This is a genomic window from Shewanella sp. SW1, assembly GCF_025653545.1.
In the GTDB taxonomy this organism is placed as follows: Bacteria; Pseudomonadota; Gammaproteobacteria; order Enterobacterales; family Shewanellaceae; genus Shewanella; species Shewanella oncorhynchi.
Genome location: NZ_JAKKSG010000008.1, coordinates 1 through 18,105, shown reverse-complemented (window position 1 = coordinate 18,105; position 18,105 = coordinate 1). Strand labels below are relative to the sequence as shown.

Sequence of the window (18,105 nt, the reverse complement as noted above, 5' to 3'; positions counted from 1 at the left end):
ACTCGATTTTGCAGATCCAACGTAAGACATGGATGATAAAAATCACCGAGCCCCAAACTTGTCAAACACTCGTATTTAGGCTCGAGTAAAACATCAAACGCTAATGCCCACATAAATACAGGCTTGCTAAAGTAAAGGACAGATAAAAGTCCCATTCACGCGGGCTCAGTCACACATTCGTACTTGAATTAGGCTATCAAAGCGTATCGAAGGACAATTTGAAGATCCTAAAACACGTTAAGTTAACCACTAAAAAGTGCAGTTGCCCTCTATCAGGTCACTGCCACAATTTGCAAAATCGACTGGAATACCCGAAGCTAAAACCTTCGGCTCGAATGCAATATGAGATCACCCCCATGCGAGATTCTAGGTTCACACTTAGCTGCGCTGAACCGAGCCAAACTGAACTGAGCATGCCCTAGTAATGGAATAAGGAGCGAACATGAGTGAACTACAAGCACAGTTTTATGGCGGCCCTAAGGAATGTCCTATTGAAAATGGCCGCATTCAAGCTCAACGGATTGCCCCAAAAATCAGTGATGTCGGCGGCATACCTGTCGCACGGGCTATTCCACAAAAAGAGCGCCGCCTTATCGGCCCTTGGTGCTTTCTCGACCATATTGGCCCAATCACCGACGGCCCGCAGTTAAACGTCGGCCAACATCCACACATTGGATTGCAAACCTTTACTTGGATGCTCGAAGGCGAAATCATGCACAGGGACAGCCTCGGCAGCGCCCAAGTGATCCGCCCAAAACAAGTGAACCTGATGACAGCCGGACACGGCATAGCCCACACCGAAGAGTCGATAGCGGGCCATCACACTATGCACGCAGCCCAACTATGGATTGCCTTACCACTGGAACACAAAGATACCACTCCGAGATTCGATCACTACCCAGAGCTACCGACTTGGCACGAGTCAGGCGTCGAATTCACCCTACTGATTGGCAGTTGGCATCATAAACAGGCGCCCACATTACACTTCTCACCTATCGTTGCCATCGATCTGTTTGCCGCCCATGACGCTGAACTCACCCTGAATCTCGACCCTAGTTTCGAATATGCCCTCATGCCACTGGAAGGCCGCTTCCAAATCGAGGATGACAGTTTTGATAATAACCACCTCGCCTACCTTGGCATGCTACGCGAAACCATTACCATAAAACTCGAGGCGGGTTGTCGCATACTTCTGATTGGCGGCGCGCCATTGGCTGATCCTGTCAGCATTTGGTGGAACTTTGTTGGCCATAGCAAAGATGAAATAGTCAAAGCACAGGCAGATTGGGAAGCCGAAGATCCCCGCTTCGCCGCCGTTACTGGCTATAGTGGCAAACGCTTAGTGCCCCCACCAATACCTTGGTGATGCTTAGCTCAATGACGGGCAAGTCAATGACTCAGGGTTAGTGGTGGATAAGCGCTTTGGCAACATACGTAAGGGCCTGCGCCAGGGTTAAGGCTTACAACATAAGTGTATGCGGTAAGCCTTATCATTTACCCAAAGTGTGATGTGAACAAGCTCGATTTGCCTAAGCTAAGTGCAAGCTAAGCCACTCACAAGGTTACAAATTTTACGGCATTTTTACGCGCTATCTTAAAATGCCTTTGCTAAAGTACAGGCACTTTCTTTATATGCGTCTTTCTATTCATGACTTCATCCATAGCGGCTCCCATGACACAATACTGGCGTTCGCACCCGACTTTATTTACCTTCATAGTGCTAGTGACGGCCATTTTCAGCAGCGCCTTTATCGATCACTTTTCAAACTCGACTATCGCAGTACTGCTGATTTTACAATTGGCCGTAGTGGCCGTAGCCCTACAATGCAACGCCAACTTGGCCTATTTTGCGGCAGTATTTGAGGCGACCAGCTTTAATTTTCTATTTACCACACCACGTTATTCACTACAGATGTTTAATCTTGAGGACATTCTCAATCTCAGTGTGTTTCTGCTTGTCGCCCTCACCACCAGCAAATTAGCCGAACACTATCGACGTCAGCAAGATGCTCTCGAACAAGCTCAGTTACGCAACAGTATTTTGCTGTCGGTTTCCCACGATTTACGCACCCCACTCGCCACTATCATAGGCACGCTCACCACCTTAAAGGAATACATGCCTAAGCTCAGCCCTGACCAAAAGGATGAGCTGATTGATAGCGCGGCGGCCGAAAGCCATCGCCTGCACCAATATATCGAAAACCTGCTGCAAGCCACTAAGTTACAACACGGCGCACTCAAGTTTAGCTTGAGTGAAGACGCCATAATGAATGTATTGCACCAAGCTATTGCCCGTTTTCCAGCCACGCAGCCGCGTATTATCATCAAGAGTGAGGCCGATCTACCGTCACTGATGATCTGCAGTTCATTGATTGAGCAAGCTATTTTTAATGTATTGGATAATGCGCTGCGCTATTCGCCTTCTGATAAGCAAGTCATAGTAAAGGCGTATCAGCAGGGCGATGCATTATTGTTAGATATCCAAGATGAGGGTCTTGGCATAGAACCCGCTCAAGCGCAGGCAATTTTTGAACTCTTTTATCGCCAGCATCCCTCAACCGATAGCGGCTCGGGCCTTGGGCTTGCTGTTGCTAAGGGCATAATTACCGCCCATGGTGGCCAGATCAGCGCCGAACCTGTCGCTCATGGCAGCCTTATTCGTATCGCATTGCCGATAAAAAAGGGAGAGGAATAAATGGCTTATAAGGTGCTGGTCGTCGATGACGAAGCGCAAATCCACACTTTTATGCGGATATCGTTAGAAGCGGAAGGATTCGAATATCATGGCGCCGCCTCGATTGCGTCAGCCCTAGCGCAATATCATGCGCAGCAGCCACACGTGTTAGTGCTCGATCTTGGCCTACCCGATGGTGATGGCATCAGCTTGCTGCAAACCCTACGTCAGAGTGACAAAGTGCCTGTGCTTATCTTAACCGCCCGCGATCAAGAGGAAGAAAAAATTCGTCTTTTGGAAGCTGGCGCCAATGACTATCTCAGCAAGCCATTTGGGATCAGAGAGTTAATCGCGCGCATCAAGGTTTTAGTCCGCGACTTAGTCGATGAACCGCCATTAAGTGATTTACTGCAGTTTGGCGCACTTAAGTTGCAAAAAAGTACCCACCAGCTTTGGCTCGATCAGCAAGAAATCGCCTTAACCAAAAAGGAATTCGCCCTGATGGAGACCTTAATGTCTCACCCTGGTCAGCTCGTTAAACAAACTGAATTACTGCGGGATATTTGGGGTAAAACCCATCAAGAAGACAGTCATTATCTGCGGATCTTAGTCAGTCAGTTACGTAAAAAACTCAATGACAGCAGCGAGCAGCAGCTCATTAAGACGGAAGCGGGCCTAGGTTATCGCTTAACAAACAATAGATAAGCATCTGTTATAAATTAGAAAAGGATATTTTAATGGCACATTTTACCGTTATTGGCTTAGGGCGATTTGGTGTCGCCGCTAGCCTAGAATTGATCCACTTAGGCCACACGGTCACTGGCGTGGATAGTGACCCTAAAATGGTGGAAAAATACGTAGAAGACTTAACCGAAGCGGTTATTTGTGATTGTTCCGACGAAGCCGCACTTCGTGAGCTAGACCTCGCAAACAGTGAAGCCGTACTGGTCGCAATTGGTGAGGATATGCAATCAAGTTTGCTGTGCACCTTGGCGCTCAAGAATCTAGGCGTAGAAGTCATTTGGGTCAAGGCCAGCACTAAAGCGCATCACACTATCGTCTCTAAACTCGGCGTCGCCCGCATCATACATCCAGAGGAAGAAATGGGCATACGTGTTGCCCAGTCACTCAACTATCCTATGGTGAACAATTTTCTGCCGATTGGTGATGGTCTCTATGTGGTCGAAATCCATATCAAGCCTCACCTTGATCAAACCACTGTCAGCCAACTCCTCGGCGCTGCACAGGATGATGTTAAAGATGATGCAAAAAGCAATGTGATACGCAATCCTAAAGGCAAAGTCGCCGCCATTATGGTTAAGCGGGATCTGACGGTTTTCAGCAAAATTGATAGTCAATTTATCCTGCAAACGAATGACGCCTTACTGCTCTGCGGTAGCCGTACTGAGCTCAAATACCTAGCGCCAAGGTTGGTGTAACTTGGTTCAATGGCATCCCTCCATCATGGCGATTGAGCATAAACCCAAATCGAGTAAAAAGCTGTTAGGCGCACCGCCCTTTATCCTAAGCGTGAGCTTTGCATTGTTGATCATCTTAGGCACTTGCTTACTCAAACTGCCGGTAGCAACCGAATCTTCTATTACTTGGCTACAAAGTCTGTTCACGGCCACCTCGGCGGTAACAGTGACAGGGCTGGTTGTTGTCGATACTGGCACTGTTTTTACGCCCTTTGGGCAAATCGTCATAGCGCTGTTAATCCAATGCGGTGGACTTGGGCTGATGACCTTCGCCATTGTCACCTTGATCGCCATTGGCGGTAGAATTGGTTTTTTACACCAAACAGTCGCAAAAGAGGCTTTTAATCAAACAGATACATCGACTCTAGTGTCAACGGCAAAATCAGTGTTAGTGTTTTCTCTGCTGGTTGAAGCCGTAGGCATGGCCATTCTTTCCGTGCACTGGAGTCAGGAACTCGGTTGGCAAACCAGCTTATTCCACGGTTTTTTCTACACCATCAGCGCCTTTAACAACGCAGGTTTTGCCCTCAGTGCCGACAGCCTAATGCCCTATGTTGCCGATCCTGTCATTAATCTCACCATCACGGGCCTGCTCATCATAGGTGGCCTTGGATTCTCGGTGTGGATAGATCTTCGTAGGAACAAACGTTGGTCAAAACTCAGCGTTTACAGCCGCATGATGATCACAGGCACTATGATTATCAACGCCGTCGCAGTGATTGCGATTTACTTTATTGAGTACAACAACCCCAATACCTTGGCGCCCTTAAGCGAACTCGGTAAATGGTTAGCCTCATGGTTTCAAGCCGTTACACCGCGCACCGCAGGCTTTAATACACTAGCAATTGACCAACTCGAAGATGGTACAACGCTACTCATGCTGGTATTGATGTTTATTGGCGGCGGCTCATTAAGCACCGCCAGTGGTATTAAGGTGGTCACCTTTATGGTGCTCATCTTGGCAACTTATGGTTATTTACGCCGCGATGAAGCTATTTATGTATTTAAGCGCGAGATCCCCAAAGACACCGTCAGCAAAGCCTTGGCGCTAACCATGATCTCCATTGGCGTCACTTGGCTAGCCATCTTCGCACTGGTATTAAGTGAAAACGCACCGTTAATTGATATCGTCTTTGAGGCAGTGTCAACACTGGGCACAGTCGGTTTGTCCCGAGGTCTGACAGGCAACTTAACGATTCTAGGCCAAGTCATCATCATTTTTATAATGTTCATGGGTCGCCTAGGCCCACTTGTACTCGCCTACTTCCTCGCCAGCCCAAGGACCAAGAAACTGCGCTACGCAGAAACCAAACTGGCGATTGGGTAAATTAATTAGTTGGACGGCAGGCACTGCAAGTCAGTGCCGCCCTTCGAGTCTGTTCACCGCTATAACACCCGTCCGTTTCTTTTAAAAGAACTATTCCGATAGGCTATTCGATGGCTTCATGCCATCGAAAACCATATCAGTGGCACTCTATCTCAGAATTCCCCCAACTGAGTCATTCTTTCTAAGCCACCCATTGTGATCACCTTGAAAAACGACGAAAGCACTCCCGCCATATATCTAAATATCTGATGGCATAAGCTATCCATTGATTACCCACTTCAACCTTTATCCGCTATAGTGGATGTTGCATAATATTCCATTGACCAAACTCCAGCTAACTCATTGCCAATGAATAAAAAACTCACCTTCGCTCTATCAAAGTTCGACTTTTAGACCTTAGCAGAAATACGCTTGGTGATAGCACGAAAGATACTGTAGGTTATATTCCATACTATCAGTGGCTTTGTTTTTATTTGTAGCAGTTAAACCCATTAGTAGAATAAGAAAAGCTAAGGTTTGAATGAAGACTGTTGCTAATTAAGCAAGAACTTTGAGTTGATCAATAACTGAAGCTAATAAGTATGTTTATTAACTAAAAAGTCGGGTGGTAAGCGATAGATATGTTTCAAATACAGGATTTAGTCGACCTTCAAGCCTTATCAGAGTCAGCGGAGTTGGAATTTAAATTGGCTCAAGGACAAGATGGTAAAGGTAAATTACCTGATGATTTTTGGCCAACTTACAGCGCAATGGCCAATTCTCGTGGTGGCTATGTTGTTCTCGGTGTGCGTGAGAAAAAAGGACAACTGACATTAGCTGGGATTGAAGATATAGAGATTGTTCACAAACAATTGTTTGATATCGCAGGGAATAATGCCAAAGTAAACATAAACTTACTGACAAATGATAGTGTTCAAACGGTGAACATTGAAGGAAAATCACTACTAGTTATAGAAATTCCAACAGCTCGTCGTGACCAAAAGCCTATTTATCTGAAAAATCAGCCTATGAAGGAGACTTACACTCGTCTACACGAAGGTGATCACCGCTGTAGTGAAGAACAGGTTAAGCGTATGATGGCAGAGCAGGTAGAAGATAGCCGAGATGATAAAATTCTCACTGGTTTTGACTTCTCTGATATCGACATGGACAGCCTCAAAGCATACAAGAACTTATTTTCAGTTGCTAAACCACAACATCCTTGGCTGGAATTAGACCTTTTTGAACTGTTTAAAAAGCTAGGTGGATGGAGAAAAGATCGTCAGACGAACGTTGAAGGTATAACGTTAGCTGGAGTATTGATGTTTGGTACTTGGGATGCCATTCAAGACGCTGTTCCGAATTATTTTGTTGACTATCGCGAACGAGATGAAGCCAGTGTTGAGCGTTGGGTGGACCGCCTGTACCCCGATGGATCTTGGTCTGGAAACGTGTTTGATTTCTATCGTCGTACATACCGGAAATTGGTCACGGACTTAAAAGTACCATTTGAACTTCAAAATGGTATTCGCTTGGATGATTCAAAAGCCCACGAAGCTATTCGTGAAGCATTAGTGAATACGCTTGTTCATGCAGATTACACAGGACGAAGCTCCATCCTTATCGTAAAGCGACCTGATTTATTTGGTTTTCGCAACCCAGGGTTGATGCGTGTCCCCCCAGAAATAGCAGTAAAAGGTGGTGAAAGCGATTGTAGAAACCGCAGGATGCATCAAATGTTTCTGATGATTGGTGCGGGAGAGCGTGCTGGTTCAGGAATTCCCAAAATATATAGTGGATGGGAATGGGCAAAGTGGCGAACCCCGAAGTTGTACGAAAAATATGAACCGTCAGAGCAAACTCTCTTAGAGTTATCGACCGCAAGCCTTATTCCAGAAGAAGTAACTCAGTTGTTAGCGGTTAAGTTTGGCAACACCACCTTTTATTCACTCAACGAACTTGAGCAGATGATTGTTGTAACCGCAGCAATTGAAGGCTGGGTAAACCACGAACGAGCTTGTCAGCTAACCAGCAAGCATTCTCGTGATGTTACGCTGGCTTTACCTAGACTAGTCGATAAGGGCTTTCTTGTCGCAAGTGGAAAGAAAAGAGATAAGTCATACAGCTTACCAGGAATGGAGTTGCCATCCCCAGAGGAAGTTTTCTCTAATGCGTTAACTCCTATAAATAACTTAACGCATAACGCCAGAAGCTTAACGCATAGCATTGGTAACTTAACGCATAACAACAGTAATGCTATTGATTCGAACGAAACTAGAGATGATAAAGGCAGGTTTATCAGTTCTTTAATTGACAAACCATTTGTCGATAGCCTTGATGTGCTAAGCAAATCATTTCGACAAGAACTTAACGCTTTAGCTGCTCCTGCAAGAGAACAGCGTCGATTAGATACAGTTACGATGAAGTCACTGATTTCTGGCCTCTGCCAAGAACATTACATCTCTGTTTCTGTTTTGGAAATGATATTAGATCGTAAGCCTCAGAGCTTACGACAAAATTACTTGAAGCCTATGATTTCAGAAGGGTTGCTAAAAATGGCGTTTCCTCATAAGCCTAATTCACCAAAGCAGGGGTATACCACGGCGGACTAATTGTACGTTAGGAATCGACTTTTAGTATAAGTAGGTTTATATCTCTAACATCAATAGGCGGAATTACAACTAAGTAAATCTACTTTGTCTTCGTTCTAATTCCCTACTTAAACTATACAGCTTGCCCTGCGGCGACGCCGGATGCCCAGGCCCATTGAAAATTAAACCCGCCTAACCAACCACTTACGTCCATGACTTCACCAATAAAGTAGAGCCCTGCGACTTTGCTGGCTTCCATGGTTTTGGATGATAGCTCATTACTATCAATACCACCTAAGGTCACTTCGGCGGTGCGGTAGCCTTCAGTACCGTTCATCAATACTGTCCAGCGGTGGAGATCATCCACCAGTTTTGCGCGCTCGGCGTGCACTAGCTGATTTAACGCTTTATTCAACAGGGCTTCATCGAATAGCACTTCAACCAGCCGTTTAGGCAACCATTGGCTTAAGGTATTACGCAAACTCTGTTTAGGATGCGTGGCGAGCTGTTGCTCTAGCAATTGCGCCAAATCCATATTCGGCAAGAGATCGATTTCTATGGTTTCGCCCGCCTTCCAATAGTTGGAAATCTGCAAAATAGCAGGGCCAGATAAGCCGCGGTGAGTGAATAACAGCGCTTCGCTGAACGCAGTGCCATCTTTAGCGGTAATGCGGCTCGGTACGGCAATGCCTGACAGAGGTTCGAAACGAATTTTATCTTCACTGTGCCAGGTAAACGGCACTAGACCCGCGTGAGTTGGCAATACTTTAAGGCCAAACTGCTCGGCCAGTTGATAACCGTAAGGCGTAGCGCCGAGTTTAGGCATGGATAAGCCGCCCGTGGCGATAACCAGTGAGTCGCAGCTCAGTTCGCCGTTAGAAGTGTTGAGCTCAAAGCGCCCTGCCTCGGTCTTTTTAACGGCCAGAATATCGCTGCGCAACTTAATCGTCACGCCTGCCCATTCACACTCGGTCAATAGCATAGTGACTATCTCTTTGGCCGAGTCATTGCAGAACAATTGGCCGTGATCGCGTTCGTGGTATTCAATGCCGTGGCGCTCGACCAGTTCAATAAACTGCTGCGACGGATAACGCGCGAGTGCCGACTTAACAAAGTGGGGATTACCACAGAGAAAGTTAGCGGGCTCGACTTTAAGGTTGGTGAAGTTACAACGCCCGCCGCCGCTGATGAGGATTTTACGCCCAGCTTGCTTGGCATTGTCGAGTACGAGTACATCACGGCCTCGGTAACCTGCGGTCGCTGCACACATCAATCCCGCGGCGCCGGCTCCGATAATAATGACATCATGATGTTTCACGCTCTTACTCCACACAGATAAATTGATTGGTATTGACTGCCAACAGGCAGTTTGCTGACTAGCTAACCTTTAGCAAGCAAGTCAGCAACCGCGAAACGGAGCAAAGATAAGCTCAAACGCTAGACACAAATCCCCTCTTTCACCACCTGACCTCCAGGGATGGAGGAAATGCTCGTCTGATGTCGGGAACATCAAGGGCCTTGGCGACCGGGGATACATCTTGCACACCAGAAGTCCGGGCACAAAAAAGGGCGCTATTTTAGCACCCTTTCCTTTATTCGGCATTACAGCATCATCACGGCTCGCGGTTTATTGCGTCGGCGTTTCTGATTTCTTTTCTCTGCTGAGCAATTCTTTCGCAGCATCGACCGGCGCTTTGCCTTGATACAAGACTTGGTAAATCTGCTCAGTGATTGGCATTTCAACCCCGAGGCGTTTCGCAAGCGTAAACACTTCTTTGGTATTGCGATAACCTTCAACCACTTGGCCAATTTCAGCCTGTGCTGTCATCACATCACAGCCTTTACCTAAGGCTAAACCGAAACGACGGTTACGGGATTGGTTGTCGGTACAGGTCAACACTAAGTCGCCTAACCCCGCCATGCCCATAAAGGTGGCTGCATTGGCACCTAAGGCTTCGCCTAAACGCGTCAATTCGACTAAACCACGGGTAATCAAGGCTGTTCTGGCATTGGCACCAAAGCCGATACCGTCGGACATGCCCGCGCCAATCGCGATCACGTTCTTTACCGCGCCGCCCAGTTGCAGTCCGGTAAAGTCGTCATTGGCGTAAACCCGCAAACGTTTAGGGCTATGTAACAGCTCGACGAGATCGTTAGTGAACGTAGGACAAGTGCCCGCGACCGAAATGGCCGTAGGTAAACCCATGGCGAGTTCTTTCGCGAAGGTCGGCCCAGATAACACCGCCAGCGGATATTGCTCACCTAACACATCACGGGCCACATCTTGCAGCAAACGTCCGGTTTCAGGCTCGAGCCCTTTCGTTGCCCATACGATGCGCGCATCGCTACGGAGTAACGGTTTAGCTTGCTCAAGCACAGTACCAAACACATGGCTTGGCACGACCACTAACACATTGTTGCTGGCGGCTAAGGCTTTAGCTAAATCGGCTTCGATCTGTAAACAATCAGGAAACGCAATACCAGGCAAAAAAGCTTGGTTGCACTTGTCTTGAGCGAGCGTTTGCATGTGGACAGGATCGTGTCCCCATAACAAGGTCTTATGACCGTTGCTGGCTAAAGAAATGGCAAGGGCGGAGCCATAAGAGCCCGCCCCTAATACCGTGATATCGGCAGAGTTTTTCATGTAATTAAGCGTTAGCTTCTTCGGCAGCTGGTGCAGTCGCAGCAGCTTGACGTTGTTGCACGTATTGGGCAAACAGCGCATCGAAGTTAACAGGTGCTAAGTTCAGTTGTGGGAAAGTACCACGACCAACTAAGCTGCCCACGGTTTCGCGAGCATATGGGAATAGGATGTTAGGGCAGTATGCACCTAATGAATGGGCCAGTTGTGGCTCAGTCAGACCAGTGATAGAGAAGATACCGGCTTGTTGAACTTCACATAGGAAAGCGGTATCGCCACCGTTTTGTGCAGTCACAGTTAAAGACAGGACAACTTCATACACATCATCAGCTAATTTAGCGCTGCGCGTGTCTAAATCTAACTTAACTTCTGGGTTCCATTCTTTTTGGAATACCGCTGGGCTGTTAGGCGTTTCGAAAGACACATCTTTAGTGTAAACACGTTGGATGTTGAATTGTGGGGCTTGTTGTTCGTTGTTTGCTACTTCAGCCATAATTTCCTACCTATCCTATCAATGTTGTATCGGCTTTTCGTTGAAAGCCAATTATTATTTGAAAGCCAATTACTATATGAACGTAAATTGGCTCGGGGCTTATGTTACTCAAGGCCTATATCAGATCTCGGTATCATCCCAACTTGTACCCATATTCGGGTATCGATCGAACCAGTCTAAAAACTTACATTAAGCCCTTAGCGACCGTAGGATCAGTATGCCAAACAATGATGACTTTATTACTGCACTATCCACTGGATTGAGTGCAGCTTAAATCATAACTGCCGCCGACAACTTATCTTTTGCTTTTTGAAACAGGCATATTTGCTGCCTGCCATTCACCCATACCACCTTTCAAGTTGTACAGGTTTTCAAAACCTTGCTTACTCAAAAGCTGAGCGGCTTGAGACGAGGTCATGCCAGCATTGCATACCAATATAATGGGACTGGCTTTATACTTTTCAAGGGCTGAGATCTGATTATTTTTAATATCGGCGAGCGTAACGTTAAGTGCATCAACAATATGGCCCTTGCGGAACTCGTCATTCGAGCGCACATCAACCACTTTAGCATCCTGTCTATTCACCATAATCGTTAATTCTTGATGAGAAATACTTTTGATTTTTGACATGCTCGATTTGATGATACTCGCGACAAGCACAACAAATAATCCCACCCAAGCCAGACTGAGCATTGAGTGAGCTTTAAAAAATTCGATATATTCTTGCATGATGATTGCCCGCATAAATGGCGAAAATTCGATAAGGGCACAGAGTATACCGATTGCCTTGGCAGAATGCAGCAGTTTAGTCACAGTTCGAGATCGCACTTTTAGTGCAATTGACTCTGTACTTGTCACAAGCCACTCACAGAATCGGGCGAATTAGTGATTCGATGACCTTAATCGGGGTAAAGCGCTTTTTCATACCCCGCTAACGTAGTAATATTTGACCAATTTCAGATTTCTATCGCTTCTATAAAACTTAAAGGTATCACTATGACGACAGCTAAACGTCCGCTCGCGTTGTTGATCCTCGATGGCTGGGGCTACCGTGAAAACACGCATAATAATGCGATTTTCCACGCCAAGACTCCGGTACTCGACCGTCTCAACGCTAAATATCCCCATAGTTTGATTTCAGGTTCTGGCTTAGATGTTGGCTTACCTGATGGCCAGATGGGAAATTCTGAAGTTGGCCATATTAACTTAGGCTCTGGCCGTGTGGTTTATCAAGAACTCACTCGTATCAGTAAAGCCATTGCAGATCATGAGTTTGAAAAAAATCCTGCGCTATGTGATGCGGTAGACTCAGCCATCAAAGCTGGCGGAGCTGTGCACATTATGGGCTTGCTTTCCCCCGGCGGCGTCCACAGCCATGAAGAGCATATCGAAGCTATGTGCCGTATGGCCGTTGCGCGCGGTGCAACTCAGGTTTATCTGCACGCTTTCCTCGACGGACGCGATACGCCACCGCGCAGCGCTAAGGGCAGCTTGAGCCATTTTGATGATCTGTTTACTACATTAGGCCATGGCCGTATCGCATCGATTATTGGTCGTTACTTTGCTATGGACAGGGATAATCGTTGGGATCGCGTGTCGCAAGCCTACGATTTAATCACCCAAGGCAAGTCAAAATTCCAATACGACAATGCCGTTACAGCATTAGAAGCGGCTTACGAGCGTAACGAGAACGACGAATTCGTCTCTTCATCGGCGATCACAGATGCCAACGGTCAAGTTGCGACCTTAAAAGACGGCGATGCCCTGATTTTTATGAACTTCCGTGCTGACCGTGCCCGTCAAATCACCCGTAGCTTTATTCACCCAGACTTCGATGGTTTCGAACGCGCTGTTATGCCGAAAATGTACTTCGTCACTTTGACTGAGTATGCTGGCGACATCACAGCACCTATCGCTTATCCATCTGAAAACTTAGTGAATACCTTAGGTGAAGTGCTGCAGAAACAAGGTCGTACTCAGCTGCGTATCTCTGAAACTGAGAAATACGCCCATGTGACTTTCTTCTTTAACGGCGGTAAAGAAGAGCCATTCGAGGGAGAAGATCGCATCCTAATCAACTCGCCTAAAGTGGCAACTTACGATCTACAGCCTGAGATGAGTTCAGCTGAGCTGACTGACAAGTTAGTCGCAGCAATTGAATCAACTAAGTACGACGTGATCATCTGTAACTACCCCAATGGTGACATGGTTGGCCACACAGGTAATTTCGATGCCGCCGTTAAGGCTTGTGAAGCTGTCGACGCTTGTATCGGCCGTGTGGTTGATGCGCTGGCGAAAGTGGGCGGAGAATGTATTATTACCGCCGACCACGGCAATGCCGAGCAAATGACCGACGAAACCACAGGTCAGGCTCACACGGCCCACACCAGTGAACTCGTGCCTTTCGTCTTTGTTGGACGCGATGCGACCATAGATGAAGGTGGTAAACTCAGCGATGTTGCACCAACCATCCTGACCTTGATCGGCGAAGCCATTCCAGCTGAGATGACGGGCAAACCCTTAATCCACATAAAAGAGTAACCGTTACCTAGTGAGCACTCGACTCCTTGTTAAAGCCAGCATTATTGCTGGCTTTATGATGTTATCTTTCTCGGCACACGCTTCTGATTTGGAGAAGCGTAAGTCCGAGTTAAAATCAATCCAAACGCAAATAAATCAACAACAAAGCGCATTAAAAACCACCAGTAAACAAAGAGAAAAGCTGCTGTCATTGCTGCGTAGCGATGAAGAAGCGATTGCGTCAGCTGCCAAAAAAGTCAACAGCACCAAAAATAGCTTAGCGCAAATCGACACTAAACTTGCCGAGCTAAAACAACGTCAAGATGAGTTAGAAACGCTTAAAGTGACTCAACAACAAACACTGTCGAAACAGCTGTCGAGCGCCTATCTTGCCGGTAATCACGATTACACTAAGATGATGCTTAATCAGCAAAGTCCCGCCACTATCGAGCGTATGTTGGCTTATTACCAATACCTCAATAAAGCGCGGATGAAGTCGATCAACGAATTAAAGCAAACCTTGACCGAGCTAGATGAGATCAAGGTGTCGCAAACGAGTAAGCAAAAGCAATTAACGAAACTAGTGGCCGAACAACAAGTACAAGCTAAACGTTTGAGCCAAGAGCAAGATCAGCGTCAACTGACCATCAAAGAGCTGCAACGCACCTTAAATTCTAAGGGTGCAGAGCTTGAGCAGTTGCAAATTGAAGAGGCCAGCTTAAAGCGCGTCGTTGAACAAGCGCTCCGGGCCATGAAAGATAACCCCTCGATGGAAGGCTTTGGTAAACAAAGTGGCAAACTTAAATGGCCAACTAAAGGTCGTGTGAGTGCTAGCTTTGGTAGCCAACGTTCCGGTCAAGTAGTATGGAAAGGCACTATGTTGTCTGCACCAGAAGGGCAAAATATTCGAGCAGTTTCAGGTGGTAAAGTCATTTATGCCGACTGGTTACGCGGTTTTGGTCTTGTCATGGTCATCGATCACGGGAAAGGTTATATGAGTCTTTACGGTCATGCTCAAACCCTACTAAAAAGCCCTGGTGAGATGGTAAAAAGCGGTGAAGCGATTGCTTTAGTCGGACGTTCAGGTGGACAGAGCGAGCCTGGCCTATACTTTGAAATAAGGCATAAAGGGCAAGCCGTCGATCCAGCGAAATACTGTCGCTAATCATAACGGTCCCCTTATCACAGGGGACCGTTATGAAATACATGATCCGCTATATCAGTTGCGTTGGATTAGGTCTCACTTTAGGCCTATCCATCAGCCTCTCCAGCCAAGAGAATGCAAAATCCTACCGCGACAACTTTGACTATCCATTACTACAAGATGTACTTGAAACGGTTGAAACTTACTATATCAAAACCGTTCCCAAAGAAGAGTTAGTGCAGGCCGCCATCAAAGGCATTTTTGAACATCTCGACCCCTATTCCAGCTTCCTAAATCATCAAGAATTACTCGATCTTAAAGATTCTAATCGCGGCGAGTATTTTGGTTTCGGTTTCGAAGTCGCGGCCCAAAAAGACCACATCAGCATCATAGCCCCCTTTGCCCATTCTCCCGCAGAGCAAGCGGGAATACGTGCGGGCGATATTATTATTAAACTTAACGACACCCTGGCGACTGAAACGAATCTAGCCGATATCCTTACTGAAATAAAAAGACATAGTCTCAATAATCAGAGTATTAACTTAGAGCTAAAACACAGTAATGACGATGCCACCTTTAAAGTGTCACTCAAGCCAAGCAATATCACTATAGAGTCGGTCAGCACTCAACTGCTTGATGGCAATATTGGCTATGTCAGATTAAGCAACTTCCAAGAAAACTCGACCGAAGATATGGTGCGCTCGCTCAGCCAATGGCAAAACAAACCGCTCGCCGGACTCATCTTAGATTTACGTAATAATCCCGGCGGCCTGCTCGACCAAGCGGTTAAAATTGCGGATCTCTTTCTCGCTAAAGGACGCATAGTCTCAACTTCTGGCCGCTTCTTCGACGCCAACTCTGACTACTATGCCTCACCGCAAACCATGCTGACTAACGTGCCTATGCTAGTGTTAATCAACAAAGGTTCGGCCTCTGCATCCGAAGTTCTCGCCGCCGCATTACAAGAAAATGGTCGTGCCAAACTCTTAGGTGAGACCAGTTTTGGCAAAGGTACTGTACAAAGCCTGATCCCCATCTTAGAAGATGGTAACGCGATTAAACTCACAATTGCCCAGTACAATACTCCTAGAGGTGAAAACATTCATAACATAGGGATCATCCCTGACATAAAAATTGCCGCCGAAACTGGTCCCAGCGTTGGTAATTTAGCTATAATCGACGCCCTATCAGCCCATGCATCACTGGCCCAAGATCATCAAGTGACCTCTGCCATTGCATGGATACAGCACCATGACGAATAAGAAGAAATTGTGCGCTTACTTTATTCCTTGGCCCTATTGGCCCTAAGCATTTCTCAAAGCTATGCTGCCCAGCTTGCACTCATTATTGATGACATAGGTTATCGTCATACAGATAAAGCCGTACTGGCACTGCCCAATACAGTAACACTCGCTGTATTACCCCATACCCCACTTGGCAAAGAACTCGCTAACGCAGGACACCAAAAAGGCCACGAAATTATGCTACATCTTCCCATGCAGGCGCTTAATGGTAAGACATTAGGGCTGGGGGGGTTAACCAATACGATGACTGAGGCACAAATTCGCACCAGTGTTATTGATGCGATTAACAGCGTTCCCTTTGCCAAAGGTGCCAATAACCACATGGGGAGTCTATTAACTCAACTGGACGATCCCATGCTATGGGTCATGGAAACACTCAAACAAAAGCAGCTATATTTTGTCGATAGTATGACAACACGATTCACTAAGGCAGGGGATAACGCAGATAAGCTAGGCATTCCTTTACTAAAACGCCAACTGTTTCTAGACAATGATACCAGTGCCAATGCACTCGAGAGACAATTTAACTTAATGATAAGTCAGGCACATACCCAAGGTAGCTTGGTGGCGATTGCCCATCCCTATCCAGAAACTATGCGCTTCTTAGAGGCTAACCTACACAGACTTAAAACCGAGGGGATTGATCTAGTGCCAGCATCGAGTTTGCTCCCCATCGGTATTGCACTTAAAAGTGGTACTAATCCAGTTGCAGTACTGAAATAGAAAAGTCTGGCAGCAAGGCAACTAACTCATCACGGTTACTCACAATATCCAGCAAAGTATATTGATCCAGCACATTCAAATAAGCTTCAACAGCCTGGGCTAACACGCCTTTAAGCTTACAGGCTGGTGTAAATCGGCAGTAAGGTTTGCTGCAATCAATCGGTGCGAGTGAGTTTTCTAATACTCGAACTAACTGGCCTAGGTTAATCTCACTCGCAGGCTTACCCAAACGGAAACCGCCCATCTTACCGCGGATGGTTTCAAGGTAACCCATCTTGCCTAAATGATGCACTATCTTAGAAACATGATTTGGTGACAGATCAAACACCTGCGTAATTTCAGCAATCCTAAATAAAGTTGTTCTATCTGGCTGAACCGCTAAATACATCAGGGTACGAACGCCAAAATCGGTATAACGAGTTAACTGCATATTTCACCTGTCAGCGATAAACTTAATGAGAGGTCTGAGATTCGAGTTGGGTAATCAACCAAAGCGCCTCTTCGTTCGAATGACCACAAACATCTTCAGATGCATCGAAATCACTACAAACCGCAGGACGATCGGGCGAGCCGAAAATCAAACATAAATTGGCATCGCTCAATTGCACACAACGCTCACCCGCCGCCTTACCCTTTGGCATACCGGGAATACTGCTGCTTATTGAAGGCGCAATACAACAAGCACCACACCCAAGACGACAATTCATTTTCGTTACTCATGAAAGACATAAGGCATTATACCGTTTAATTTGTCCGAGATCAGTGTCACAGGTCAATACTGCCAAGTCGCGCACAGGAGGTTTTCAGAACGTGAAAGAAACAATATCGATAAAGTGGAATAAAGATCGGCAAAAAAGTAGGTTTTGATTTTTAACATTGAAGCGAAAGCTTCATATTCTGATAAGGATGTCATCTACATGATGGCCGAGTATGAGGATAACCACATGCTTCGAGCCCGAAGCATTAGCGTCACTGACACGAATTATCCGCGACGCCATAACGAAAAAAGCCTCATCTTTCGATGAGGCTTATCTCTTAATGTTGGCGGAGCGGACGGGACTCGAACCCGCGACCCCCGGCGTGACAGGCCGGTATTCTAACCAACTGAACTACCGCTCCTTTAGCTTAACGTCTACACGTTAACCTAAATTAGGCGCTTGGCGATGACCTACTCTCACATGGGGAGACCCCACACTACCATCGGCGCGTTTGCGTTTCACTTCTGAGTTC

16 protein-coding genes and 1 tRNA gene are annotated in these 18,105 nt (G+C 46.5%); 10 read left to right on the top strand and 7 right to left on the bottom strand.

All coding sequences use genetic code 11. The annotated features are described in order from the left end of the window. The first annotated feature begins 442 nt into the window (after positions 1-442). From L5M71_RS08705 to L5M71_RS08680, 6 genes are all read left to right on the top strand, one after another. Positions 443-1,366 (top strand): pirin family protein, encoded by a 924-nt coding sequence (locus L5M71_RS08705; protein WP_198573897.1) that lies wholly within the window; start codon positions 443-445, stop codon positions 1,364-1,366. Positions 1,367-1,648: 282 nt separating this feature from the next. Next, complete coding sequence (locus L5M71_RS08700; RefSeq protein WP_105250906.1) at positions 1,649-2,695, top strand: ATP-binding protein; 1,047 nt, start codon at positions 1,649-1,651, stop codon at positions 2,693-2,695. Continuing rightward, positions 2,696-3,379 carry a response regulator transcription factor gene (locus tag L5M71_RS08695; protein ID WP_131524531.1) on the top strand — a complete coding sequence of 228 codons (684 nt, stop codon included), beginning with the start codon at positions 2,696-2,698 and terminating at the stop codon, positions 3,377-3,379. Between the two features lie 32 nt (positions 3,380-3,411). After that, the gene (locus L5M71_RS08690; protein ID WP_105250904.1) at positions 3,412-4,113 is read left to right on the top strand and encodes a potassium channel family protein; all 702 of its coding nucleotides are present in this window, start codon (positions 3,412-3,414) and stop codon (positions 4,111-4,113) included. A 1-nt stretch (position 4,114) separates the two neighbouring features. After that, positions 4,115-5,479, top strand: a complete 1,365-nt coding sequence (locus tag L5M71_RS08685; RefSeq protein ID WP_263206961.1) for a TrkH family potassium uptake protein — start codon at positions 4,115-4,117, stop codon at positions 5,477-5,479. Between the two features lie 620 nt (positions 5,480-6,099). After that, the gene (locus L5M71_RS08680) at positions 6,100-8,070 is read left to right on the top strand and encodes an RNA-binding domain-containing protein (RefSeq protein ID WP_263206959.1); all 1,971 of its coding nucleotides are present in this window, start codon (positions 6,100-6,102) and stop codon (positions 8,068-8,070) included. A 112-nt stretch (positions 8,071-8,182) separates the two neighbouring features. Here the strand turns inward: L5M71_RS08680 and L5M71_RS08675 are convergent, their stop codons facing one another. The 4 genes from L5M71_RS08675 to L5M71_RS08660 form a co-directional block, all read right to left on the bottom strand. Then, complete coding sequence (locus L5M71_RS08675) at positions 8,183-9,367, bottom strand: NAD(P)/FAD-dependent oxidoreductase (protein ID WP_263206957.1); 1,185 nt, start codon at positions 9,365-9,367, stop codon at positions 8,183-8,185. Between the two features lie 309 nt (positions 9,368-9,676). Further along, positions 9,677-10,693 (bottom strand): NAD(P)H-dependent glycerol-3-phosphate dehydrogenase, encoded by a 1,017-nt coding sequence (gpsA, locus tag L5M71_RS08670; RefSeq protein ID WP_105250843.1) that lies wholly within the window; start codon positions 10,691-10,693, stop codon positions 9,677-9,679. 4 nt (positions 10,694-10,697) lie between these two features. Next, a complete protein-coding gene (gene secB / locus L5M71_RS08665) occupies positions 10,698-11,183 on the bottom strand; it encodes a protein-export chaperone SecB (RefSeq protein WP_006083777.1) in 486 nt (161 codons plus the stop codon). A gap of 295 nt (positions 11,184-11,478) precedes the next feature. Beyond that, positions 11,479-11,913: a rhodanese-like domain-containing protein gene (locus L5M71_RS08660; RefSeq protein WP_105253030.1), complete on the bottom strand. Its 435-nt coding sequence runs from the start codon at positions 11,911-11,913 to the stop codon at positions 11,479-11,481. Positions 11,914-12,180: 267 nt separating this feature from the next. Here L5M71_RS08660 and gpmM point away from each other — a divergent pair, with 267 nt between their 5' ends. The 4 genes from gpmM to L5M71_RS08640 are packed head-to-tail and all read left to right on the top strand — an operon-like array spanning position 12,181 to position 16,875. Continuing rightward, positions 12,181-13,725 (top strand): 2,3-bisphosphoglycerate-independent phosphoglycerate mutase, encoded by a 1,545-nt coding sequence (gpmM, locus tag L5M71_RS08655; RefSeq protein WP_263206955.1) that lies wholly within the window; start codon positions 12,181-12,183, stop codon positions 13,723-13,725. Between the two features lie 10 nt (positions 13,726-13,735). Beyond that, positions 13,736-14,869 carry a murein hydrolase activator EnvC family protein gene (locus L5M71_RS08650; RefSeq protein ID WP_113941204.1) on the top strand — a complete coding sequence of 378 codons (1,134 nt, stop codon included), beginning with the start codon at positions 13,736-13,738 and terminating at the stop codon, positions 14,867-14,869. Positions 14,870-14,901: 32 nt separating this feature from the next. Beyond that, a complete protein-coding gene (locus L5M71_RS08645; RefSeq protein ID WP_263142301.1) occupies positions 14,902-16,110 on the top strand; it encodes a S41 family peptidase in 1,209 nt (402 codons plus the stop codon). 9 nt (positions 16,111-16,119) lie between these two features. Continuing rightward, a complete protein-coding gene (locus L5M71_RS08640; protein WP_263149110.1) occupies positions 16,120-16,875 on the top strand; it encodes a divergent polysaccharide deacetylase family protein in 756 nt (251 codons plus the stop codon). Here the strand turns inward: L5M71_RS08640 and L5M71_RS08635 are convergent. From L5M71_RS08635 to L5M71_RS08625, 3 genes are all read right to left on the bottom strand, one after another. Then, entirely contained in the window at positions 16,850-17,305 is a 456-nt protein-coding gene (locus L5M71_RS08635) for an Rrf2 family transcriptional regulator (protein WP_105250838.1), read from the bottom strand. The genes L5M71_RS08640 and L5M71_RS08635 overlap by 26 nt on opposite strands. 22 nt (positions 17,306-17,327) lie before the next feature. Then, positions 17,328-17,582, bottom strand: coding sequence for a YkgJ family cysteine cluster protein (locus L5M71_RS08630; protein WP_173242460.1), 255 nt, complete (start codon positions 17,580-17,582; stop codon positions 17,328-17,330). A 335-nt stretch (positions 17,583-17,917) separates the two neighbouring features. After that, positions 17,918-17,994 (bottom strand) — tRNA-Asp (locus tag L5M71_RS08625). Positions 17,995-18,105: the final 111 nt, after the last annotated feature.